The sequence below is a fragment of the Streptomyces sp. NPDC053069 genome (genome assembly GCF_044546895.1).
Classification (GTDB): Bacteria; Actinomycetota; Actinomycetes; order Streptomycetales; family Streptomycetaceae; genus Streptomyces.
The window spans coordinates 44,135-65,036 of record NZ_JBITZN010000013.1; the positions used below are offsets into that span (position 1 = coordinate 44,135).

Annotated in this window: 22 protein-coding genes; 11 read left to right on the forward strand and 11 right to left on the reverse strand. The window is 71.4% G+C overall.

The window, feature by feature from the left end; genetic code table 11:
• Positions 1-5: 5 nt before the first annotated feature.
• Positions 6-671: a DUF4097 family beta strand repeat-containing protein gene (locus ACIGXP_RS27615; RefSeq protein WP_399773062.1), complete on the reverse strand. Its 666-nt coding sequence runs from the start codon at positions 669-671 to the stop codon at positions 6-8.
• Between the two features lie 237 nt (positions 672-908).
• Here ACIGXP_RS27615 and ACIGXP_RS27620 point away from each other — a divergent pair, with 237 nt between their 5' ends.
• Positions 909-1,658 carry a helix-turn-helix domain-containing protein gene (locus tag ACIGXP_RS27620; RefSeq protein WP_399772674.1) on the forward strand — a complete coding sequence of 250 codons (750 nt, stop codon included), beginning with the start codon at positions 909-911 and terminating at the stop codon, positions 1,656-1,658.
• Between the two features lie 13 nt (positions 1,659-1,671).
• Here ACIGXP_RS27620 and ACIGXP_RS27625 read toward each other — a convergent pair whose 3' ends face one another.
• From ACIGXP_RS27625 to zapE, 10 genes are all read right to left on the reverse strand, one after another.
• Complete coding sequence (locus ACIGXP_RS27625; RefSeq protein WP_399772677.1) at positions 1,672-1,854, reverse strand: hypothetical protein; 183 nt, start codon at positions 1,852-1,854, stop codon at positions 1,672-1,674.
• Between the two features lie 18 nt (positions 1,855-1,872).
• Complete coding sequence (locus tag ACIGXP_RS27630) at positions 1,873-2,727, reverse strand: polysaccharide deacetylase family protein (RefSeq protein WP_399772679.1); 855 nt, start codon at positions 2,725-2,727, stop codon at positions 1,873-1,875.
• A gap of 35 nt (positions 2,728-2,762) precedes the next feature.
• Entirely contained in the window at positions 2,763-4,313 is a 1,551-nt protein-coding gene (locus ACIGXP_RS27635; RefSeq protein ID WP_399772682.1) for an FAD-dependent oxidoreductase, read from the reverse strand.
• Between the two features lie 191 nt (positions 4,314-4,504).
• The gene (locus ACIGXP_RS27640) at positions 4,505-4,795 is read right to left on the reverse strand and encodes a hypothetical protein (protein ID WP_363218251.1); all 291 of its coding nucleotides are present in this window, start codon (positions 4,793-4,795) and stop codon (positions 4,505-4,507) included.
• A 141-nt stretch (positions 4,796-4,936) separates the two neighbouring features.
• Positions 4,937-5,791, reverse strand: coding sequence for a PPK2 family polyphosphate kinase (locus ACIGXP_RS27645; protein ID WP_399772686.1), 855 nt, complete (start codon positions 5,789-5,791; stop codon positions 4,937-4,939).
• Between the two features lie 68 nt (positions 5,792-5,859).
• Positions 5,860-6,663, reverse strand: coding sequence for a slipin family protein (locus tag ACIGXP_RS27650; protein ID WP_399772689.1), 804 nt, complete (start codon positions 6,661-6,663; stop codon positions 5,860-5,862).
• Between the two features lie 129 nt (positions 6,664-6,792).
• The gene (locus ACIGXP_RS27655) at positions 6,793-8,271 is read right to left on the reverse strand and encodes a SulP family inorganic anion transporter (RefSeq protein ID WP_363218248.1); all 1,479 of its coding nucleotides are present in this window, start codon (positions 8,269-8,271) and stop codon (positions 6,793-6,795) included.
• A gap of 8 nt (positions 8,272-8,279) precedes the next feature.
• A complete protein-coding gene (locus ACIGXP_RS27660) occupies positions 8,280-8,858 on the reverse strand; it encodes a carbonic anhydrase (RefSeq protein ID WP_363218247.1) in 579 nt (192 codons plus the stop codon).
• A gap of 89 nt (positions 8,859-8,947) precedes the next feature.
• Positions 8,948-9,343 carry a hypothetical protein gene (locus ACIGXP_RS27665; RefSeq protein WP_399772694.1) on the reverse strand — a complete coding sequence of 132 codons (396 nt, stop codon included), beginning with the start codon at positions 9,341-9,343 and terminating at the stop codon, positions 8,948-8,950.
• A gap of 165 nt (positions 9,344-9,508) precedes the next feature.
• Entirely contained in the window at positions 9,509-10,612 is a 1,104-nt protein-coding gene (zapE, locus tag ACIGXP_RS27670) for a cell division protein ZapE (protein ID WP_399772697.1), read from the reverse strand.
• Positions 10,613-10,649: 37 nt separating this feature from the next.
• Here zapE and ACIGXP_RS27675 point away from each other — a divergent pair, with 37 nt between their 5' ends.
• The 10 genes from ACIGXP_RS27675 (at position 10,650) to ACIGXP_RS27720 (ending at position 20,786) form a co-directional block, all read left to right on the forward strand.
• The gene (locus ACIGXP_RS27675; protein WP_399772700.1) at positions 10,650-11,519 is read left to right on the forward strand and encodes a pyrimidine reductase family protein; all 870 of its coding nucleotides are present in this window, start codon (positions 10,650-10,652) and stop codon (positions 11,517-11,519) included.
• Positions 11,520-11,649: 130 nt separating this feature from the next.
• Entirely contained in the window at positions 11,650-12,126 is a 477-nt protein-coding gene (locus ACIGXP_RS27680; protein WP_363218244.1) for an indole-3-glycerol phosphate synthase, read from the forward strand.
• Positions 12,127-12,205: 79 nt separating this feature from the next.
• Positions 12,206-13,594 carry a UDP-N-acetylmuramate--L-alanine ligase gene (murC, locus tag ACIGXP_RS27685; RefSeq protein WP_399772702.1) on the forward strand — a complete coding sequence of 463 codons (1,389 nt, stop codon included), beginning with the start codon at positions 12,206-12,208 and terminating at the stop codon, positions 13,592-13,594.
• 14 nt (positions 13,595-13,608) lie between these two features.
• The gene (msrB, locus tag ACIGXP_RS27690; protein ID WP_363218242.1) at positions 13,609-14,016 is read left to right on the forward strand and encodes a peptide-methionine (R)-S-oxide reductase MsrB; all 408 of its coding nucleotides are present in this window, start codon (positions 13,609-13,611) and stop codon (positions 14,014-14,016) included.
• Between the two features lie 85 nt (positions 14,017-14,101).
• Entirely contained in the window at positions 14,102-15,505 is a 1,404-nt protein-coding gene (locus ACIGXP_RS27695; protein ID WP_399772706.1) for a PP2C family protein-serine/threonine phosphatase, read from the forward strand.
• 186 nt (positions 15,506-15,691) lie between these two features.
• A complete protein-coding gene (locus ACIGXP_RS27700) occupies positions 15,692-16,822 on the forward strand; it encodes an ABC transporter ATP-binding protein (protein ID WP_363218240.1) in 1,131 nt (376 codons plus the stop codon).
• Positions 16,819-17,472 carry an ABC transporter permease subunit gene (locus ACIGXP_RS27705; RefSeq protein ID WP_363218239.1) on the forward strand — a complete coding sequence of 218 codons (654 nt, stop codon included), beginning with the start codon at positions 16,819-16,821 and terminating at the stop codon, positions 17,470-17,472. The genes ACIGXP_RS27700 and ACIGXP_RS27705 overlap by 4 nt, the downstream gene beginning before the upstream one ends.
• Positions 17,469-18,137 carry an ABC transporter permease gene (locus tag ACIGXP_RS27710; RefSeq protein ID WP_399772709.1) on the forward strand — a complete coding sequence of 223 codons (669 nt, stop codon included), beginning with the start codon at positions 17,469-17,471 and terminating at the stop codon, positions 18,135-18,137. The genes ACIGXP_RS27705 and ACIGXP_RS27710 overlap by 4 nt, the downstream gene beginning before the upstream one ends.
• Positions 18,138-18,268: 131 nt before the next feature.
• Entirely contained in the window at positions 18,269-19,225 is a 957-nt protein-coding gene (locus tag ACIGXP_RS27715; RefSeq protein ID WP_399772712.1) for an ABC transporter substrate-binding protein, read from the forward strand.
• 160 nt (positions 19,226-19,385) lie between these two features.
• Positions 19,386-20,786, forward strand: a complete 1,401-nt coding sequence (locus ACIGXP_RS27720) for an MFS transporter (RefSeq protein ID WP_399772714.1) — start codon at positions 19,386-19,388, stop codon at positions 20,784-20,786.
• Positions 20,787-20,902: the final 116 nt, after the last annotated feature.

The following is a 20,902-nucleotide window of genomic DNA, read 5'->3' on the forward strand; positions in this document are numbered from 1 at the left end:
CTCGCTCAGAGGCTGTGGGCGGTGATGTCGCCGTGGGAGGTGGTGGCGCGGATGTCGAGTGCGGGGGTGCCGGTGTTCTTGAGGGTGTTGCTGATGCGGCCGTAGCTGGTGCCGGCGTCCAGGGTGGCGGAGACGCCGGCGGCGGCGCCGATGGTGATGTCGCCGGAGTGGGTGCGCAGTTCGACGGTGCCGTGTGCGGCTTGGGTGATGCGGATGTCGCCGCGTGCGGTGCTGATCCGGGCGGGGCCGCCCAGGCGGCCGATTTCGATGTCGCCGTCGGTTGCGGTGAGGTGCAGGCTCGCGGTTTCGTCGATCTTTGTCCGGCGGTGGGCGCCTTCGAAGGTGACGTCGCCGAGGCGGCCGACGCCGCGGAGTTCGCAGCCGGCGGTGTGGGCCTCGACGCGGGAGTGGGCGGGCAGTTTGACGGTGACGTCGAGGGCGCCGGAGGGGCCGAAGAGCTGGTTCTTGGGTTCCGCGGTGGTGATCCGCAGGACGCCGTCGGCGCAGGTGACGTCGGTGTGTTCGGCGGTCTGGACGTCGCGCCTCTTGGCGGGGTCGGCGGGCCGGACCTCGACGGCGGTGTCGGTGCGGTCGGCGGCGATGAGCTGGATGCGTCCGGCGGGGATGTGCAGGACGGCGGAGATCGGGGCGGGGGTGTCGAACTTCTGCATGGTGGTCTCCGGTGCGCGCTGGTTCGTTTCTGACACCGGAAAAGCTACGTTGCTTTCCAAGGCGACGCAACGTTCTCATTGCGTTTGATTGACATCTCTGCAGGTAACAGGCGTGAAAGTGTTGCAACGAGTCTGCAGGGTAACGCAACGGAGCGGGGGCTATCGTTGCAATGGGTTGTAAGCGAACGCTATAGTGGGGGCTCACGGACACCACGAACGATCACCAAGGAGACCGCGATGCCGGGAGGCAGGCTCACCCAGCAGGAACGCCAGCAGATCGCGCTGGGGCTGGCCGACGGCCTCGCCTACGCGGAGATCGCCCGACGCCTCGAACGTCCGACCTCGACGGTCACGCGTGAGGTGATGCGGAACGGCGGCCCCACCGCCTACCGCGCCGACCTGGCCCACCGCGCCACCGAACGCCGCGCTCACCGGCGCAGGCCCGCCTCTCCCAGAGGGCCGGAGTCGCTGCCCCAGCCCCATGGACGCGACGCCGAGGCCGTGGCCGAGTACCAGGAGAAGCTCACCACCGTCTTCATGATTTCCGGGCTGCCCAAGATGACGGCCCGAGTGCTGGCCTGCCTCTACATGACGGACGCGGGCAGCCTCACCGCATCCGAACTCGCCCAGCGCCTCCAGGTCAGCCCGGCGTCCGTCTCCAAAGCGATCACGTTCCTCGCGAGCATGGACCTCGTCCGCCGTGAGCGCGACGAACGCCGCCGTGAGCGCTACATCGTCGACGACGACCTCTGGTACCAGTCGATGATCCGCAGTGCCCGATCCAACGACCAGCTCGTCGAAACCGCACGACAGGGCGTCGCCGTCCTCGGCCCCGACACCCCCGCGGCCGCCCGTCTCGAAAACGTCGCCCGCTTTCTCGACTTCATCACCGAGAGCCTGACCCGCGCCGCGGAGCAGGCCCGTGAAATCCTCTACACCAGGACCGAGACGACCCCGGCCGACACGGACACACCCCGTCGCCCTTGATCCGTGCCCTGAGTCACCCTGAGCAGGCGGTGCGCTGTGCCTCCTGCCACTCGCACCGGGGGCACAACGTGATGCCCTTGTACGACTCCGGGTACTCCGTCGGCTCCCGGCACAGCACACAGTCGGCATACGGCGGCCCGTCGGCCTGGGGTGGCTTGGCGGCGTCGACAATCGTGCAGTAGTCCTCGTCGCTCATGCCTCCAGCGTAGGACGGTCACCGATGGCCGGACGTCTCGCCGATCAGCTCGGAGACCTTCACGAACCGGTACCCGCGCTTGCGCAGTTCCGGTACGACCGCCCGGACGACCCGCTCGGTGGTCGGGGCGGCGCTGCGGGTGCAGTGCATGACGACCACCGAGCCGGGTTTCACCCCGTCCAGCACCTGCCGGGTGACGGCGTCGGCGTCCGTGGCGAACGCGTCTCCGCTCACCACGTCCCACTGCACCGCGGTCACCCCGAGCCCGCTCAGCGCGCGCAGCGCCCGCTGGTCGTAACACCCGCCGGGAAAGCGGAAGTACGGCAGCGCGTGCTCCACGCCCGCCTTGTGCAGGGAGGCGTACGCCCGCTCCACGTCCGAGCGCATCTTGCCGGCGTCGACGGTGGGCAGGCCGTAGCAGTCGCTGGTGAACGCGTAGTGGCTGTAGGAGTGGTTGGCGACCTCGAACTGCGGGTCGTGGCCGAGGCTGCGGGCCTCGGTCGGGTACTCGTCGGCCCACCGGCCGGTCATGAAGATCGTCGCCGGCACCTTCAGCGTGCGCAGGGTGCCGATCAGGTCCGGGTTGTCGAAGTGCTCGCCGGCCGCCGCGCGCGGGCCCTCGTCGGCGGTCATGTCGGCGTCGAAGGTCAGCGCGACGGTCTTCCCCAGGGTGCGGGGGCCGTGCTCGAAGACCGGGGTCAGGCCGCCGGGGCCCGGGGTCAGCACGGGAGGATGCGAGGCGGACGGGGAGGCGGGGACGGGGGACTCGGCCGGGTCCCGGCGGGCGCTGCCCGCCGGGTCCGCGGTACCGCAGGCGGCGAGAGCCGCGCCCATTGCGCAGACGGCGGTGATACGGCGTAGTTGTGGGATCACGGTATGAAAATATGACTAACTGACGACTTGTGTGATTATTTGTCCCGCAGTGGAGTGATACGCCCCGGGTCCCGCTGCTCCAGCGGCCGTACCGCCGGGCCCTGGAGCACCGTGCCGTCGACGGCGAAGCGGGAACCATGGCACGGGCATTCCCAGGCCTTTTCGGCCTGGTTGAAGGAGACCAGACAGCCGAGGTGGGTGCAGCGGGCCGAGACCGCGTGCAGCGCGCCCTCCTCGTCCCGGTGCACCGCGAGCCGGCCGCCGTCCGCCCGGACCACCGCCCCGCCGCCGGGTGCCAGGTCGTCCACCGAGGCCGGCGGCTTCAGGCGGTCGCCAATGAAGTGCCGGGCCACCTCCGCCTGTGTCTTCAGCAGCGACGGTGCCTCGCGCACCACCGACTTCAGCCGCCGCGGGTCGTACAGCTCGCGCCAGGCGCAGTCCCGGTCCGTGATCAGCGCGGTCAGCAACTGCCCGGCCATGATCCCGCCGCTCAGCCCCCAGCCGCCGAAGCCGGTGGCGACCCAGGTGTGCCGGGCGCCCGGGTGGAAGGGACCCACCAGTGGCACGGTGTCGGTGGAGTCGTTGTCCTGGGTCGCCCAGGCGTGGTCCAGGGCCACCCCGGGGAAGTGCTCCTCGGCCCAGGCGGCGAGTGCCTCGAAGCCGGCCCGCACATCGCCGGTGCCCGGTGTGAAGTGCTCCCCGGTGACGACGAGCAGCCGCTGCCCGTCCGTTCCGTACGGTGCGGTGCGCACCGAGCGGGTGTTCTCCTCCGGTGTGATGTACATGCCCTCGGGATCCGCGCCCGCGCCCAGCGGACCCGCCACGACCAGCTCGCGGCGCGGGGAGAGCCGGGCGAACAGCAACGCCCGGTCGAACACCGGGTAGTGGGTGGCGATCACGACGTCCCGTGCGGTGACCGTGTGACCCGACTCCGTCGTCAGACGGCAGGGCTCGCCGCCCTCCTGCAGGCCGACGACCCGTGTCTCCTCGTACAGCCGGCCGCCGCGCGCGACGAGATCGTCGATGATCGCCCGCAGATACCTGACCGGGTGGAACTGTGCCTGCCCGGTCACCCGGACCGCGCCCGCCACCGGGAACGGCAGCCCGGTCTCCGTGGTGAACTCGGCCGGCAGCCCCGCCTCCCGCGCCGCCTGCGCCTCCGCCCGCAGCTCGTCCACGCGCGCCCGGTCCCGCACGAACGTGTACGCGTCCCGGGTCTCCCACTCGCAGGCGATGCCCAACTCGGCCACCAGCGACGCCGCGTGCTCGATCGCCTCCGACTGGGAGCGGGCGTACAGCCGTGCCCCCTCGGGGCCGCGGGTGCGCCGCAGCCGGTCGTAGACGAGGGTGTGCTGGGCCGTCAGCTTGGCGGTGGTGTAGCCGGTGACCCCGCCCGCCGCCCGCCCGGCCTCCAGCACCGCCACCCCCAGTCCGGCCCGGGTCAGGTCGTATGCGGTGCTCAGTCCGGCGATGCCCGCGCCGACGACGGCCACGTCGACGTCCAGGTCCCCGTCCAGGGCGGGACGGGGCGGCGCCGGCGCGGTCCGCAGCCAGTAGGAGTCGGTGACGTGCCGCTGCTCCTGCATGGCCGCCGGGTACCCACCCCCGTCGGCTTCAGCAATCGCTCCCCAACGAAGTGAGGGCGTGGTGACCTCACACGCAGCTGCGCATGAGGTCACCACGCCCTGTCCCTGTCGGCGGTGGGCGGCGGGCCGGCCCACCGGATGTCCGGCCTGCCGCCGCTTCCCGCCGTCAGGGAGTTCTCAGCCGGCCCGGGTCAGGCCTTGTTGCTGCAGCCCATGGTCGAGCCGATGTGCGTCGCCTGCGCACCCGGGTCGCCTTCGCCGTTGAGCGCGTTGCCCAGCAGGCCGTTGAGGATGCCGACCTCGCCGAGCACGTCGAGGTTCAAGTCGTGGTCCTTGCAGTTGGAGCTCTGCATGACGTGCCACCCCCCCTTGTCGTGGTCGTCCCCGTGCTCATGGTCGTCGGCGTAGGCCGTGCCGGCGGCGGCGAACCCGACGGTGCTGAGGGCCGCGACGAGCACGGCAGCCCTGCGAAGTCTGTGCATGTCATCTCCATGACGTGAGTGTGGATGCGGTCTGCAACGGGGCGACCTCTTACAGTCACGGAGATTATGTGAAAATAACCCAAAGCGGGCAGCGACGCGCCGGGTTTTTGCGTGAAAAGTCCGGTCTGGAGGCAAAAGGCGTCAAGCGCCCTTCAGTAGCCGCTCCCGGCATTCCGCCACGTCGAAGTCGCCCTTCGGATAGTGCGGGTCGAGTTCCCGCAGGTGCTCCAGCAGCAGGCGGCTGATCGCCCAGTTCCGGTACCACTTGCGGTCCGCCGGCACCAGGTACCAGGGCGCGTACGGCGCCGCGCAGCGCTCCAGGGCCAGCTCGTACGCCTCCTGGTAGGCGGGCCACAGGGCGCGCTCGTCGATGTCGCCGGGGTCGAACTTCCAGTGCTTGTCCGGGCGGTCCAGGCGGCGCAGCAGCCGGCGCCGCTGCTCCTCGTAGGACACGTGCAGAAAGCACTTGATCACGGTCACGCCGTCCTCGGCGAGGGAGCGCTCGAAGTCGTTGATGAGGCCGTAACGGCTGCCGATCTCGGCGGGCCGGGCCAGATGCCGTACGCGGGCGATGAGGACGTCCTCGTAGTGCGAGCGGTCGAAGATTCCGATCTCGCCCGGCCCTGGCAGAGCCGCGCGCACCCGCCACAGGAAGTCGTGCCGCCGTTCCTCCTCGGTGGGCGCCTTGAACGCCTGGATCCGGCAGCCGGACGGATTGAGGTGACCGATGACGTGCTTGACCGTGCCGCCCTTGCCGCTGGTGTCCATGCCCTGCAGCACCAGCAGCACCCGCCGGCGGTCCCCCGCCGTGCCCGCCGCCCACAGCCGCTCCTGAAGGTTCGCCAGGTGCTTGCCCATGCGGGCGCTGTCGGCACGCCCGGCCCGCTTCCCGCCGGGGGCGCCGGGAGTGGCCCGCGCGTCATACCCGGCAAGCACCACCGGCTCGCCGGGCGGAAGGCGCAGCAACCCCCTGAGATCCTTCGCGCTTTCCTTCACCACGGCATGGTGCGCCCGCAACTGCCGACTCCGCCAGCCGTGGCCGCGTCCCGGAGGGAAGCCGCACGCTAGCCGGAGCGAGGCTCTCCGTCACCGTTCGACGCCAGCTGCTGCTGGTTGCCCCGCTCCAGGAAGTGCAGCAGCTCCACCGGGATGGGCAGGACCAGCGTGGAGTTCTTCTCGGCCGACACCGCCATCACCGTCTGCAGCAGCCGCAGCTGGAGGGCGGCGGGTGTGTCGGCCATCTGCTGCGCGGCCTCGGCCAGCTTCTTGGAGGCCTGGTACTCGGCGTCCGCGTTGATGATCCGGGCGCGGCGTTCCCGGTCGGCCTCGGCCTGGCGGGCCATGGACCGCTTCATCGTGTCCGGCAGCGACACGTCCTTGATCTCCACCCGGTCGACCTGGACGCCCCAGCCGACGGCCGGACTGTCGATCATCAGCTCCAGGCCCTGGTTGAGCTTCTCGCGGTTGGAGAGCAGATCGTCCAGGTCGCTCTTGCCGATGATCGACCTGAGGGACGTCTGGGCCATCTGCGAGACCGCGAACTTGTAGTCCTCCACCTTCACCAGCGCGCTCTCCGCGTCGATCACCCGGAAGTAGACGACCGCGTCCACGCGGACGGTGACGTTGTCCCGGGTGATGCCCTCCTGCGCGGGGATCGGCAGCGTCACGATCTGCATGTTGACCTTCTGCAGCCGGTCCACGAAGGGGATGATCAGGTTCAGGCCCGGCGGCCGTACCTCACCCGTGACGCGCCCGAGCCGGAACAGCACGCCCCGCTCGTACTGCTTGACCACGCGGGCCGCCATCGCCAGGTACACCACGCCGGCCCCGCCGGCCGCGGCGATCGCTCCCAGCAGATCCTGGAGCATGATGACCTCCTCACCGAGAGGTCTGTTGTTTGTCCGCTGCTGTAACGATATGCCAGTTCCAGGCCGATCGAGTCGGGTGGTGGCGAGGGGGCCGTAACCAGGAACCCCGGTACGGCCCCCGCGGGGCACTCAGCCCGTCGGCACCGTCAGCTCCACCGGCTCCGTCCCTGCCGCGCTGTGCCGTTCCGCCCAGTTCTCCAGGGCCGTACGGCAGGCGCGGTCCAGGTGGTGCAGGCCGGACAGGTCGAGGCGGACCGGGCGGTCCTGGGGCAGCGACTCCAGGCTGTCCAGGATCTTCGGCAGCCGCAGGAAGGTCGCGTTGCCGGACAGATACGCGTCGACCGGACCCGCACCCTTGTCGATGACCTCCAGCTTGACGTGCGAGGCTTCCCAGGCGGTCTTGACCACGGCCAGCGCGAGACCGATCAGCACGCCCTCGAACATGCTGACCGCCACGATCGAGACCGCCGTGACGGACAGGACCAGCGCCTCGCCCCGGTGCTCGCGCCACAGCACGGCCAGCGCCCGGACCGGCACCAGCTTGGCGCCGGAGTGGACCAGGATGCCCGCCAGCGCCGGGATCGGGATGTGGGCGAGCACGCCGGGCAGCAGCGCGGCGAACAGCAGCAGCCACACGCCGTGCAGGACACGGGAGGCCTTCGTACGGGCCCCCGCCTGCACGTTGGCCGCGCTGCGCACGATCACCGCGGTCATCGGCAGCGCGCCCAGCAGGCCGCACACCGTGTTGCCGGCGCCCTGGGCGATCAGCTCCCTGTTGTACTCGGTGCGCGGCCCGGAGTGCAGCCGGTCCACGGCCGCCGCGCTGAACAGCGACTCGGCGGACGCGATCAGGGTGAAGGCGACGACGGTGCCGAGCATCCCGACGCCCGCCAGCTCGCCGAACGCGCTCAGCGGCGGCGGCTGGATCGAGCCCAGCAGGCCCTGCACCTCGACCGTGGCGACCGGCAGGGCCAGCGCGAACGTGGCCACCGTGGCGAGGCCGACCGCGGCCAGCGGACCGGGCAGCGTCCGCACCTTGGCCGGAACGTGCTTCCACAGCAGCAGTACGGCGACCGTGCCCGCGCACACCGACAGCGAGGCCAGTGCGGTGCCGTTGCCGAGGGCGTGCCGGAGCGCCCCGGGCAGCCCGGCGATCTTGTCGAGTCCGGAGCCGGGGGCCTTGGCCGCCAGCGCCGGGTACAACTGCCCGGCGATGAGCACGAGTCCGATCCCGGCCAGCATGCCCTCGACGACGGAGACCGAGATGGCGCGGAAGTAGCGGCCCAGCCCGAGCAGGCCCATGCCGACCTGGAGGAGGCCGGTCGCGAGCACGATCACGCCGAGTGCCGGCAGGCCGAACTCCTTGACCGCCTCGAAGACGAGCACGGTCATTCCGGCCGCCGGACCCGACACCTGCAGGCTGCTGCCGCGCATGAGCCCGGTGACGAGGCCGCCCACGACGCCGGTGACCAGGCCCAGTTCGGCCGGGACCCCGGAGGCGACGGCCACGCCCACGCACAGCGGCAGCGCGACCAGGAAGACGACGAGGGAGGCGGCGAAGTCCTGCCGCAGATACGGGAATCGGGATATGGGGTTCTTACTGGTCATCGGCGCGCTCACAGGGACTCGAAGGTGTCGGTCTGCGGGCGGTGCGTCCGTACGGTCCCGGTGTGCACCTCGTAGTACCAAGCGTGCAGCGTCAGTTGACCCGCTGCGAGCCGGCGCTCGACGCACGGGTAGGAGCGCAGCCGCAGCAGCTGGGTCAGGACATGGGCCTGCACGCCCTCGGCGACCTCCGGATCCTCGGCCGCGCCGGTCGGGCGCGGGGTGGCGTGCGCGAGCCAGTCGCGCACGGCGGGTACGGCGGTCAGGTCGTCACCGCGCACCAGCGCGCCGACGGCGCCGCAGTGCGAGTGCCCGCAGACGACGATGTCGCGGACGCCGAGCACTTCCACGGCGTACTCGATGGTGGCCGCCTCGCTGGTGGGGTGCTGCGAGGTGTGGGGCGGCACGATGTTGCCCGCGGTGCGCAGCTCGAACAGCTCGCCGGGGCGGGCGCCCGTGATCAGGGCCGGGACGACCCGGGAATCGGAGCAGGTGATGAACAGCACCTGCGGGGACTGGCCTTCGGCGAGTTTGGCGAACTCCTCAGGGCGCTGTCCGAAGGTACGGGCGTTGTCGATGAGGGGCTGCATGTGTGTGAGTTCCTCCTGGCGCGCCTGCAGGGACGCGTCGGACTTGAACGACGTTGTATGTGGGGGAAGTTGCAGAAGGTGAACGCCGGTCAGCAGCGGAAGACCTGAAGCGCTGCCGGGGCGTGGTCTCTGGAGGTGCTCGCGGCGCGGTGGTACGGCGCGCCGGGTGCGTCCGGTGCATCGGTGCCGGACGCACGGCCGGCTATCGGCAAAGGCCGCTGGGCCCAGCCGGAGGCCGAGCCGCGTCGCCGGTCGCGGAGGTGCGGGGCGCCCATGGGGGCGCCCGAGCGGTGCGGGGCGCGGACCGAGTCCTTCTCCTCGTGCACCGGGGGCACGGAGGACGGAATTCCGGACTCGGCCTTGGCCAGTGCCTGACGGACCGTATGCGCGGGTGCGAAGTTTCCTGTCGGAGCGAAGAGCTGGAGCGCGAGCAGGAGCACGGCGAGGAGAGTGAAGCGGGTCCGGGTCGTCGTACCTCGGAACATGCGCCCCCCTTCCACCGCGTCGCACGTCTAGTACGGACCAAGCATTGGTCAATGGATGGTCAAGAAGCACTTTAACCCTGCAAAGGCCTTTGCAGGGTTAACGGCGCGTTACGAACGCAAGAGAGCGTGAAAAGTGCCGGTCGCGTGGCGCGATCCGGCTCTTGACTAGGAGCCGACGAGACCCTTCGCGTCGCGGGCCAGTGCGGTGAGCCGGGAGATCGCGCGGAAGTACTTCTTGCGGTAGCCGCCCTTCAGCATCTCCTCGCTGAACAGCTTGTCGAACGGCAGGCCCGAGGCCAGCACGGGGACCTCGCGGTCGTAGAGCCGGTCGGCCAGCATAACGAGCCGCAGCGCGGTCGACTGGTCCGGCACCGGCTGGACGTCGGTCAGGCACACCGCCCGCAGCCCGTCGGTCAGCGCGCCGTACCGGCTCGGGTGGACCTTGGCCAGGTGCTCCAGCAGATGCGGGAAGTCGTCGAGCGAGGCACCCGCGGTGGCGTAGGCCGCCTTCGTCACCTCTTCGTCGGTGAACGGCTTCGGCGCCTCGGGCAGGCCGCGGTGGCGGTAGTCCTCGCCGTCGATGCGCAGGGTGCGGAAGTGGGCGGACAGACCCTGGATCTCGCGCAGGAAGTCGGCGGCGGCGAACCGGCCCTCACCGAGCTTGCCCGGCAGCGTGTTGGAGGTGGCGGCCAGCGCCACGCCGGCCTCGACCAGCTTGCCGAGCAGTGTCGACACGAGGACCGTGTCGCCCGGGTCGTCCAGTTCGAACTCGTCGATGCACAGCAGGCGGTGGTCGGAGAGCGTGCGCACGGTCTGCTGGAAGCCGAGGGCGCCGACCAGGTTCGTCAGCTCCACGAAGGTGCCGAATGCCTTGAGCGCGGGCTCGGCCGGGGTGGCGTGCCACAGGGAGGCGAGCAGGTGGGTCTTGCCGACGCCGTAGCCGCCGTCCAGGTAGACCCCGCGCGGGCCGGCCGGCACCTTGGGCGCCCTGGCCCTGCCGAAGCCGAAGAAGCCGCGCCTGCCCGCGCCGGAGGCGTGCGCCCCGCCGAGCCCGGCCGCGAAGCCGTCGAGCACCTGCACGGCCTCGGTCTGGCTGGGCTGGTTCGGGTCCGGTATGTAGGTCGAGAAGCGGACCGAGTCGAACCGCGGCGGCGGCACCATCTCGGCGACCAGCCGGTCCGCGGGGACGTGCGGCTCGCGGGCGCACAGGGAGAGGGGGCCCGCGTCGGTCAGAGGGCTGGATCCGGGGGCGGTGGTGGAGGACGACACGGTTATCCATGCTAAGCGCCGTGTCACACTGCACGACATGCGACGCCTGTTCCCTGTGACCGACGAAACAGCAGCCCGGGCCTTCGGCGGCACCACCGAGGGTGAGGGGGCCGGAGGGATGACCGGGGCCCATGCGGCCGGGATGCCGGGAGCGCACGGGGGCGGCGCGCTCGCCGACCGTGAGTGGAGCCTCGCCGAGCTGGCCGCCGCCTACGCCTACCCGGAGCCCGCGCCGGGTGCCCCGCGACCGTGGCTGCGGGCCAACATGGTCTCCTCGCTGGATGGTGCCGCTCAGCACGAGGGACGCTCCCAGCCCATCTCCAGCGCCACCGACATGCGGATCTTCGGCACGCTGCGAGCGCTCGCGGACGTGATCGTGGTGGGCGCGGAAACGGTACGGCAGGAGGGGTACCGGCCGGCACGCGCGCGTGCCGAGTTCGCCGACGCCCGCAAGGCCGCCGGACAGACCCCGGCGCCGGTGATCGCGGTCGTCAGCGCGAGCCTGGAGCTGGACTTCTCGCTCCCGCTGTTCACCTCGCCCCTGGTGCCCACGCTGATCCTGACCGGGGCCGCGGCCGCCCCCGACCGGGTCGCCGCCGCCGAGAAGGCCGGCGCCAGGGTGCTGATCGCCGGTGAGGGCACGGGCATCGAGCCCGCGCGTGCCGTCGGCGCCCTGGCCGGCCTCGGCCACACCCGGCTGCTCACCGAGGGCGGTCCCCGGCTGCTCGGCCAGCTGATCGCCGACGAGGTGCTGGACGAGCTGTGCCTGACCCTCTCGCCCATGCTCACCGCGGGCGACGCGCAGCGCATCGCCGGGGGGCCGCCGGTCACCGTGCCGCACCGGTTCGAACTCGCGTCCCTTCTGGAGGAGGCCGGATTCCTGTTCGGTCGTTACCGTCGGTCCTGAATCGGCGGAATAGATCGTTCCGTTTAGCTTCCGGCGGGCAGACTTAGTCCGGCACAATCCGTGCGATCACGGGGCAGGATGGTTTCCGCAGGGGCCTTGCCGGGGCCCCACGGAGGAGAAGAGGCGTTCGGTGTTCACAAGCGTTCTGATGATCGAGAAGGCCTTGACGTCCGCCGACGTGGAGTTCGTCACCACCTTGCACGGAGACGAGCCGGTCGCGTTCCACGTGCTCCTCCAGCCGCGCGGCGACCAGGCGGACCGCCTGCTGCGGGCCATCGACGACATCGCGCTCGGCGAACTGGACGAGGCGGTGCGGGAACGGGAGACCCCCGAGGGGGAGGACGCCAGGAGCGTCGGCCGGCAGGCCCTGGACGTGTCGGTGCAGGCGCTGCGGGCCGCCGGCAGCCAGGCGGACGGCCGGCTGGTCGAGGATCACCCGCTGGACGCGCTGAAATCCCTCGTCGCCGACGTCGACGCCGACGAGGTGATCGTGCTGACCGACCCCCACTACGTGGAGGAGTTCTTCCACCGGGACTGGGCCTCGCGGGCCCGGCACAAGGTGGGCGTTCCGGTGCTGAAGCTGTTCTCGCACAGCAAGGCGCAGTGACCTCGGCTGTCGGAGAAAGCACGGGGCTCGGCATAGGCTAGGCCTGCTTCAGCCCGCACCGTGATCCTGGGAGAACCACATGGCACCCGGCCTTCCTACCGCCATGGACCGACCGCACTTCATCGGCATCGGCGGCGCCGGGATGTCGGGGATCGCCAAGATCCTCGCGCAGCGCGGGGCCCAGGTCGCCGGGAGCGACGCCAGGGAGTCGGCGACCGCAGAGGCACTGCGCGCGCTCGGGGTCACCGTGCACATCGGGCACGCCGCGGAGCACGTCGCCGACGACGCGAGCTGTGTCGTGGTGTCGTCGGCGATCCGTCAGGACAACCCCGAGCTGGCCCGCGCCGCCGAGCTGGGCATCCCGGCGGTGCACCGCTCCGACGCGCTCGCCGCGCTGATGGAGGGGCTGCGTCCGATCGCCGTGGCCGGCACCCACGGCAAGACGACGACCACTTCGATGCTGGCCGTCTCCCTCACCGAGCTGGGTCTGAAGCCGTCGTACGCCATCGGCGGCGACCTCGACGCACCGGGCTCCAACGCGCTGCACGGCGAGGGCGACATCTTCGTCGCCGAGGCCGACGAATCGGACCGCAGCTTCCACAAGTACGCGCCCGAGGTCGCGATCGTCCTCAACGTCGAGCTGGACCACCACGCCAACTACGCCTCGATGGACGAGATCTACGAATCCTTCGAGACCTTCGCCGGGAAGATCGTCCCCGGCGGCACACTGGTGATCTCCGCCGACCACGAGGGCGCGCGGGAGCTGACCCGGCGGCTGGCGGGGACGGTGAGGACGGTGACGTACGGCGAGGCCGAGGACGCCGACGTGCGCGTGACCGCCGTCGTACCGCAGGGGCTCAAGAGCCGGGTCACCGCGCTGCTGGACGGCCAGGAGCTGACCTTCACCGTCTCCGTGCCCGGCCGCCACTACGCCCTCAACGCCGTCGCCGCGCTCACCGCCGGCGCCGCGCTCGGCATCCCGGCCGCCGAGCTGGCGCCCGCGCTCGCCGCCTACACCGGGGTCAAGCGGCGCCTGCAGCTCAAGGGCGAGGCCGCCGGCGTCCAGGTGATCGACTCCTACGCCCACCACCCCACCGAGATGACCGCCGACCTGGAGGCCATGCGCGCCGCCGCCGGCGAGGCCCGCATCCTCGTCGTCTTCCAGCCCCACCTCTTCTCCCGCACGCAGGAGCTGGGCAAGGAGATGGGCCAGGCCCTCGCCCTCGCCGACGCCTCCGTCGTGCTGGACATCTACCCGGCCCGCGAGGACCCGATCCCGGGCGTGACCAGCGAGCTGATCATCGAGGCCGCGCGCGCCGCCGGCGCCGACGTCACCGCCGTGCACGACAAGACCGAGATCCCCGCCGTGATCGCGGGAATGGCGAAGCCCGGCGATCTGGTTCTCACCATGGGCGCGGGCGACGTGACCGACCTGGGCCCGCTGATCCTGGACCGCCTGTCGCAGTAAAGGGGCTGAGGCTCATGTCGTACGACGTCGAAAAGCCGGACGAGCAGTGGCGCACGGAGCTGAACCCGGCCGAGTACGCCGTGCTGCGGCAGGCCGCCACCGAGCCGGCCTTCACCGGTGAGTACACGGACACCACCACCAAGGGCGTCTACTCCTGCCGCGCCTGCGGCGCCGAACTGTTCACCTCGGACACCAAGTTCGCGTCGCACTGCGGCTGGCCGAGCTTCTACGACCCGAAGGACACCGACGCGGTGGAACTGGTCGAGGACCGCTCCCACGGAATGGTCCGCACCGAGGTGCGCTGCGCCCGCTGCGGCTCCCACCTGGGGCACGTCTTCGAGGGCGAGGGCTACCCGACCCCGACCGACCAGCGGTACTGCATCAACTCGATCTCCCTGCGCCTCACCCCCGACCAGGGCTGACGCGAGCTCCAGGCTGCGGCCCAGCGCCGTAGGGAGCGGCTGTGCCCCGTTCGCTCCGGTTTGAGACCCTGTGAGGGTGTTGGGTGTGGCGCGCTGGATGCAGTCCCGTCGCAGGCCTCAGCCCGCCGACGGCGACCGCCACCGCGAGGACGGCGGCGGCCAGGAGGGAGCCGCGACGTCCGCGGCGGCCGGGTATTCCGCGGGCTCAGTGGAATCAGCGCAGGCCGCCCAGGCCGCCCAGGCCGCGGAGGTCGTGCAGCGCGTCGGGGGTGTGCCGGTCGGCGATGTCGTGACGGCCGGTGCGCGGACGGGCGTGTTGCGGGAGGCGCTCGCCGGGATCGGTACGACCCTCGACGAGGCCACGACCTGCGCCGAGCTGACCCGGGTCGCCGTACGGCTGGCCGGCGGAACGGCCGCCGTGATGCGCCTGACCGGCCGGACGGTGACCGGGTACGAGGCGATCACCGGGGACGCCCATGCGCTGCCCGACGCCCGATGGGCCGCCGCGGTGGCCCGCGACGCGGGCGTACCGGCGCTCGGCGCGCAGCCGGAGCCATGGCTGGAGCGCGCGGGCGGCGCCGGGGCCGCGATCGCCCTGTGCGCGCCGCTGATCAGCGGAGACGACGCGTACGGCGTCCTGGTGTGGACGCGCTGCGGGCCGCCGCCCCTGCGCCGTGCGGAGGCCGAGCTGCTCAGCCTGCTCGCCGAGCGCGCCGCCTCCCACATCCGGCACGCCCGCGCCTACGCGAGCGTCAGCCGCACCGCCGGCGACCTGCAACGCGCCCTGCTCTCCGAGCCCGGCCGCCCGCACCCCAACCTCGACATCGCCATCCGCTATCTGCCGGCCGGCGGCGGCGTCCTGGTCGGCGGCGACTGGTGCGAGACCGTACGGCTGCACTTCGGGCGGACCCTGCTGGTCGTCGGTGACGTCATGGGACACGGCCTGGAGGCCGCCGTCGACATGAACGCCTACCGCTCCTCCCTGCGCTACATCGCCTCCGCCGATCTGCCTCCGCACCGGGTGCTGCGGCAGATGGACGACATCGCCTCCCGGGAGGCGGAGCGGCGGCCCGCCACATGTCTGCTCGCCCGGGTCGACCCGGGGCGCCGGCAGGTCACGCTGGCCAGCGCCGGGCATCTGCCGCCCGTGCTCATCACCTCCGGCGGCGAGGCCTCGATCGTGCCCGTCCCGGTGGGACCACCGCTGGGTACCGGGCTCGGCGGTTACGAGTCCACCACCCAGCGGCTGAAACCCGGCCAGACGCTCGTACTGTTCACCGACGGACTCGTGGAACGGCGGGGTGAGGACATCGACCGCTCGCTGGCCCGGCTGTCCGCCGTCCGTTTCCCCGCCGGGGACGGGCTCGACGACGTTCTGGACACCATCCTCGGCCGGCTGGACGCACGGCACGCGGAGGACGATGTCGCCGCACTGGCCGCCCGCCCGCACAGCCGACAGGGGACTCCGGCCGACGCGGCCCCGCCATAGGGCCTGCGGTCGTCCGGCGGTGCCGGGTGCGCCCGGGGCGGGCGCGTCCGCCGGTGGCCTGACCGGTCGTTCGCCGCCAGAGCACTGAAACACTCGCCGTCTAGACTCTCCCCGCAACGGCCTGCGCATCGACGACCGTGGCCGGAAGCGGCGGAAATCCGCCAAACCCGAAGGGCATTCGGCGTTTTGATACGGATAGATTCAGTCACGAAGCGGTATCCGGACGGCACCGTCGCGGTCGACCAGCTGTCGCTGGAGATACCGGACCGCGCGATCACCGTCCTCGTCGGTCCATCCGGCTGCGGCAAGACGACGACCCTGCGGATGATCAACCGGATGGTCGAGCCCACCGAGGGCAGCATCCTCCTCGACGGCACGGACATCCGGCAGCAGCCGGTCAACACCCTGCGCCGCTCGATGGGTTACGTCATCCAGAACGCCGGCCTCTTCCAGCACCGCACCATCCTCGACAACATCGCCACCGTGCCCCGTCTGCTCGGCCGGACCAGGCGGCAGGCCCGGCAACGGGCGGCCGAGCTGATGGAACGGGTGGGGCTCGACACCTCGCTCGCCAAGCGGTACCCGTACCAGCTCTCCGGCGGCCAGCAGCAACGCGTCGGCGTCGCCCGGGCGCTCGCCGCCGATCCGCCGGTGCTGCTGATGGACGAGCCGTTCTCCGCCGTCGACCCCGTGGTGCGCAAGCAACTTCAGGACGAACTGCTGCGCATCCAGGAGGAGCTGGCCAAGACCATCGTCTTCGTCACGCATGACATCGACGAGGCGATCAAACTCGGCACGATGGTCGCCGTGCTGCGCACCGGCGGGCGGCTCGCCCAGTTCGCGCCGCCCGCCGAACTGCTCAGCGCACCCGCCGACGCCTTCGTGGAGGACTTCCTCGGTGCCGACCGCGGCATCCGCAGGCTGTCGTTCTTCCCGTCCGCCGGCCTGGAGCTGCAGACGTCGCCGGTCGTCGCGGTCGACGCCGACGCCGCGCAGCTCGCCTCCCGCGCCGACGCCCCCTACCTCCTCGTCACCGACCCCGACGGCAGGCCGCTCGGCTGGAGCGAGCCGGACCGGCTCACCGCCGGCGCCATCGACCGGGACCAACTCATCGACCACGGGCGGCCATTCGTGCCCGGCAGCGACTCGCTGCGCACCGCGCTCGACGGGGCGGTGCTCTCCCCGACCGGCTGGGCCGTCGCGGTGGACGGCGAGGGACGCGCCGTCGGCGTCGTGTCCCAGCAGGTCATCGGCGAGGCCATCCGCGCCGCGCACAGCCGGGTGGCGCGCGGCGCGGGGGTGAAGGCCGCACGATGAACGGCTTCTTCGACCTGCCGAGCGACCTCCAGCACAGCTACCTCGGACTCGTCGGCCTGCACCTGCGCGAGGCGCTGATCCCGGTGCTGGCCGGTCTGATCATCTCGCTGCCCGTCGCCCAGCTGTGCGTGCGCTTCCGGTGGATCTACCCGCCCGTCCTCGGGATCACCACGGTCCTCTACGCCATCCCGTCCCTGGCCTTCTTCGTCGTGCTCATCGACTACTTCGGGCAGAGCGAGACGACGGTGATGATCCCGCTCGCGCTCTACAGCCTGGTGGTGCTCGTCCCCGCGATCGTGGACGGCGTCCGCTCGGTACCGCAGGAGACCCTGGCCGCCGCCGAGGCCATGGGCATCGGACCGGTACGCCGCTACTTCCAGGTGCAGTTGCCCATCGCCGTCCCCGCGATCATCGCGGGCCTGAGGGTGGCGACCGTGTCGAGCATCTCCCTCGTCAGCGTCGGCATGCTCATCGGCAACCAGGGCGCGCTCGGCAACATGCTCTACGACGCCCAGACCTACCACCGGCCCGCCCTGGCCGTGAACTCCGTCCTGACCATCGCGGTGCTCGGCATCCTCGCCGACGCCCTGCTGGTCCTGGTCCGTACCCTGCTCACCCCCTGGATGCCGCGCAAGGGAGCCGCCCGGTGAACGTCCTCGACTTCGCCCGCGCCTTCTTCAGTGACAGCGCCCACTGGCACGGCTACGACGGCATCCCCACCCGGTTCGCCGAGCACCTCAGGTTCTCGCTGGAAGCCCTGCTCATCGCCGCCGCGGTCGGACTGCCCGTCGGGCTGCTCACCGGACACTACGGGCGGGGCGGCAACGCCCTCGCCCTGATCGCCACGGCGGGCCGGGCCCTGCCCAGCTTCGGTCTTCTGGTCCTGATGTTCATCTGGATCGGCTTCGGTCTGCTGCCGGTGATGATCCCGCTGGTCGTGCTCGCCGTACCGCCGATCCTGGTCACCACCTACGAGGCGATCCGTTCCGTCGACCCCTCGCCCGTGGACGCCGCCCGGGGCATGGGCATGTCCGAGGCGCGGGTGCTGTTCCAGGTGGAGGTGCCGGTCGCGCTCCCGCTGATTTTCAGCGGCCTGCGCACGGCGGCCATCCAGATCGTCTCGACCGCCACCATCGCCGCCTACGTCAGCCTGGGCGGTCTCGGCCGGTACATCATCGACGGCCTCTACCAGAAGGACTACGACAAGGTCGTCGGCGGCGCCACGCTGGTCGCCGGACTCGCCCTGGCCACCCTCGTGGTGTTCTGGGCGGCATCGCGGCTCACGGTGTCACCGGGGGTGCGCCGGAGCGGCTGACGTCCACGGCCCGGTGCGGGCCGTTGCCGGACCGCTGCCGCACCCAACTGCCCACAACCGGCCGCAGATCGAGGCCAATCGGTGATCTGCGGCCCTTGACTGACCGAGATCCGGCTGGATTGGATCGGTGTGTGACTTCCACCAACCGCATCAGCAGGTCCATCCGGAGGAACCGAGGCGCGGCGGTGGTCGCCCTCGCGGCGGCGGCTCTGCTGGCGGGCTGTGCCTCCAAGGGCGACAACTCCAACCCCCTGACGAACGACAGCAAGGCGAGCGACGGCACCGTCGTCGTCGGCTCCAACAACTTCCCCGAGAGCACCCTGCTCGCCGACATCTACGGCGAGGCCCTCAAAGCCAAGGGCGTCAAGGTCACGTACAAGCCGAACATCGGCAGCCGCGAGACCACCTACGGGCTGATCAAGAACGGCTCCCTGTCGGTGCTGCCCGAGTACAACGGCGCCCTGCTGGCCTACCTCGACAAGAACGCGAGGCCGAAGACGGCCGAGGCCACCACGACGGCCATCGAGGCCAAGCTGGACTCCAAGCTGGCCCTGCTGCAGCCCGCGGCGGCGCAGTCCAAGGACTCGGTCACGGTCAACGCGGCCACCGCGAAGAAGTACCACCTCACCGGGAAGTCGTCCATCGCCGACCTGAAGGACCTCGCGAAGGACCTGGTGATCGGCGCCTCTCCGGAGTTCCAGGCCCGGCAGCAGGGCCTCGTGGGCCTGAAGTCCGTCTACGGGCTGCAGTTCAAGTCCTTCCGGGCGCTGGACGCGGGCGGCCCGCTCACCCAGGCGGCGCTGAAGAAGGACGCCGTGCAGGTCGCGGACATCTTCACCACGGACCCGACCATCACCAAGGAGAAGTTCGTCGTCCTGCAGGACCCGAAGAACCTCTTCGGCTTCGAGAACGTCCAGCCGCTCGTCCACAAGAGCGCCCTGCCCAAGAAGGGCGTCGACGCGCTCAACGCGGTCTCGGCCAAGCTCGACACCGCGACCCTGCTGGAGCTCGACACCCAGGTCCAGGCCCAGAACAAGGACCCGTTGGACGTGGCCAAGGCCTGGCTGCGGTCCGCCGGCCTCGCCTGACGGCCGGGCCCGCGTCTGCCTGTGGGATTTCCTCAGGATTGGTGGTGCTGATGGAAGAAATCCGCAAGCACGCCGCTCCCGTTGGAGTCCGCCTCCCGTGATCTCCCACCCTCGCTACGGGGCCGGCTGCCGGCCCCGTAGCGAGCGTGAGAGGAACCCCATGATCACGGAAAGCGTGGCTGCCGCCACTCCCTGCCGCAGGCGCCGGTCCGGCCTGGTCGCCCTGCTGCTCGGCGAAGCGATGAACCTGCTGGACGCGACCGTCGTACAGGTGGCCGCACCGGCCGTCCACGCCGATCTGGGCGGACCCGTCTCGGACGTGCAGTGGTTCGGCGCCGCCTACACCCTGCCGTTCGCCGTGCTGCTGATCACCGGCGGGCGGCTCGGGGACATCGCGGGCCGGCGCCGGATGTTCGTCCTCGGCGTCACGGTGTTCACGGCGGCGTCCGTCGCCTGCGCCCTGGCGCCGTCGCCGGGGCTGCTCATCGCCTTCCGGGCCGTACAGGGCGCCGCGGCGGCGCTGATCATTCCGCAGACCATCGGGCTGATCAAGGCGATGTTCTCGGGGGAGGAGACGGCGAAGGCGCTGGGCAGCATCGGGCCGGTGATGGGCCTGGCAGCCGTCTGCGGCCCCGTCGTCGGCGGTGTGCTGACGCATGCCGACCTGTTCGGCTCGTCCTGGCGGTCCGCGTTCCTCGTGAACGTGCCGCTGGCCGCAGTGGTGCTGACCCTCGCCCGGAACCTGCCGGAGAACCGCGCCCCGCACCGGCCGGCCCTCGACTGGCCCGGCACCGCGCTTGCGGCACTCGGCACCGGACTCCTGGTATACCCGCTGATCGGCGGCGACCTCCGTCAACTCGCCTTGTGCGACTGGCTGTTGCTGGGCGCCGGACTGCTCGTGCTCACCGCCTTCGCCCGGCACCAACGGCGCACGGACCGTCCCCTGGTGGAGCCCAGCCTGTTCACCCACCGCGGCTTCCCGGCCGCTCTCGTCACCTCCACTGCCTTCTTCGCGGTGACCAACGGGCTGACCGTCGTGGTCGTCCTGCAGCTCCAACTCGACGCCGGCACGGGCGTCCTGGCGTCCGGGCTGAGCCTGCTGCCGTGGTCCGCGGGGCTCGCCCTCGCCTCCTGGTGGGCCGGCTCACGGCTGGTACGGCGGTACGGGCGCCGGGTCATGCCGTACGGGCTCGGGGTGCTGCTGGCCGGACTGCTCGCCGCCGTGGCCGCGTACCGGACGACCGCGCCGGGCCACTGTCCGGTCGTACTGCTGCCCGCCCTCGCCCTCGTCGGCCTCGGTGCCGGCCTGTTCACGCCCGCCTTCTTCACCCTCGCCCTGCGCCCCCTGCGCCCGCACGAGGTCGGCTCGGCGGCCGGGCTGCTCAACGCGGTGCAGCAGCTGGGGGCGACGCTGGGAGTGGCGGTGCTGGGGAGCGTGTGCCTGGCGGGGAAGGGCGTGGGCGCAGCGCAGGCGGCCTGCTGGGTGGCGGTGGCGCTGCTGGCCGTTGCCTGGGCGGCGAGCGGAAGGGTCGGGGCGGGGGAGGGCACTCAAGTGCCCTGAGCCACAGCCGGCCGGGTGTGTTTCGCTCGTCGGTGCCGGCGGGGCGCAGGTGATGACGGTGAGCACCCCGAAGGGCGCGGGGCTGTATCGACATGCGCTTCCGTCGCGTGGGCGCC

Coding starts and splice junctions, on each gene's coding strand:
- ACIGXP_RS27650 (WP_399772689.1), bottom strand. CDS start 6,663: ATGCTCCAGGATCTGCTGGGAGCGATCGCCGCGGCCGGCGGGGCCGGC.
- ACIGXP_RS27620 (WP_399772674.1), top strand. CDS start 909: ATGCCGGGAGGCAGGCTCACCCAGCAGGAACGCCAGCAGATCGCGCTG.
- ACIGXP_RS27675 (WP_399772700.1), top strand. CDS start 10,650: ATGCGACGCCTGTTCCCTGTGACCGACGAAACAGCAGCCCGGGCCTTC.
- ACIGXP_RS27665 (WP_399772694.1), bottom strand. CDS start 9,343: ATGTTCCGAGGTACGACGACCCGGACCCGCTTCACTCTCCTCGCCGTG.
- ACIGXP_RS27640 (WP_363218251.1), bottom strand. CDS start 4,795: ATGCACAGACTTCGCAGGGCTGCCGTGCTCGTCGCGGCCCTCAGCACC.
- msrB (WP_363218242.1), top strand. CDS start 13,609: ATGTCGTACGACGTCGAAAAGCCGGACGAGCAGTGGCGCACGGAGCTG.
- ACIGXP_RS27720 (WP_399772714.1), top strand. CDS start 19,386: ATGATCACGGAAAGCGTGGCTGCCGCCACTCCCTGCCGCAGGCGCCGG.
- ACIGXP_RS27660 (WP_363218247.1), bottom strand. CDS start 8,858: ATGCAGCCCCTCATCGACAACGCCCGTACCTTCGGACAGCGCCCTGAG.
- murC (WP_399772702.1), top strand. CDS start 12,206: ATGGCACCCGGCCTTCCTACCGCCATGGACCGACCGCACTTCATCGGC.
- ACIGXP_RS27615 (WP_399773062.1), bottom strand. CDS start 671: ATGCAGAAGTTCGACACCCCCGCCCCGATCTCCGCCGTCCTGCACATC.
- ACIGXP_RS27655 (WP_363218248.1), bottom strand. CDS start 8,271: ATGACCAGTAAGAACCCCATATCCCGATTCCCGTATCTGCGGCAGGAC.
- ACIGXP_RS27635 (WP_399772682.1), bottom strand. CDS start 4,313: ATGCAGGAGCAGCGGCACGTCACCGACTCCTACTGGCTGCGGACCGCG.
- ACIGXP_RS27705 (WP_363218239.1), top strand. CDS start 16,819: ATGAACGGCTTCTTCGACCTGCCGAGCGACCTCCAGCACAGCTACCTC.
- ACIGXP_RS27625 (WP_399772677.1), bottom strand. CDS start 1,854: ATGAGCGACGAGGACTACTGCACGATTGTCGACGCCGCCAAGCCACCC.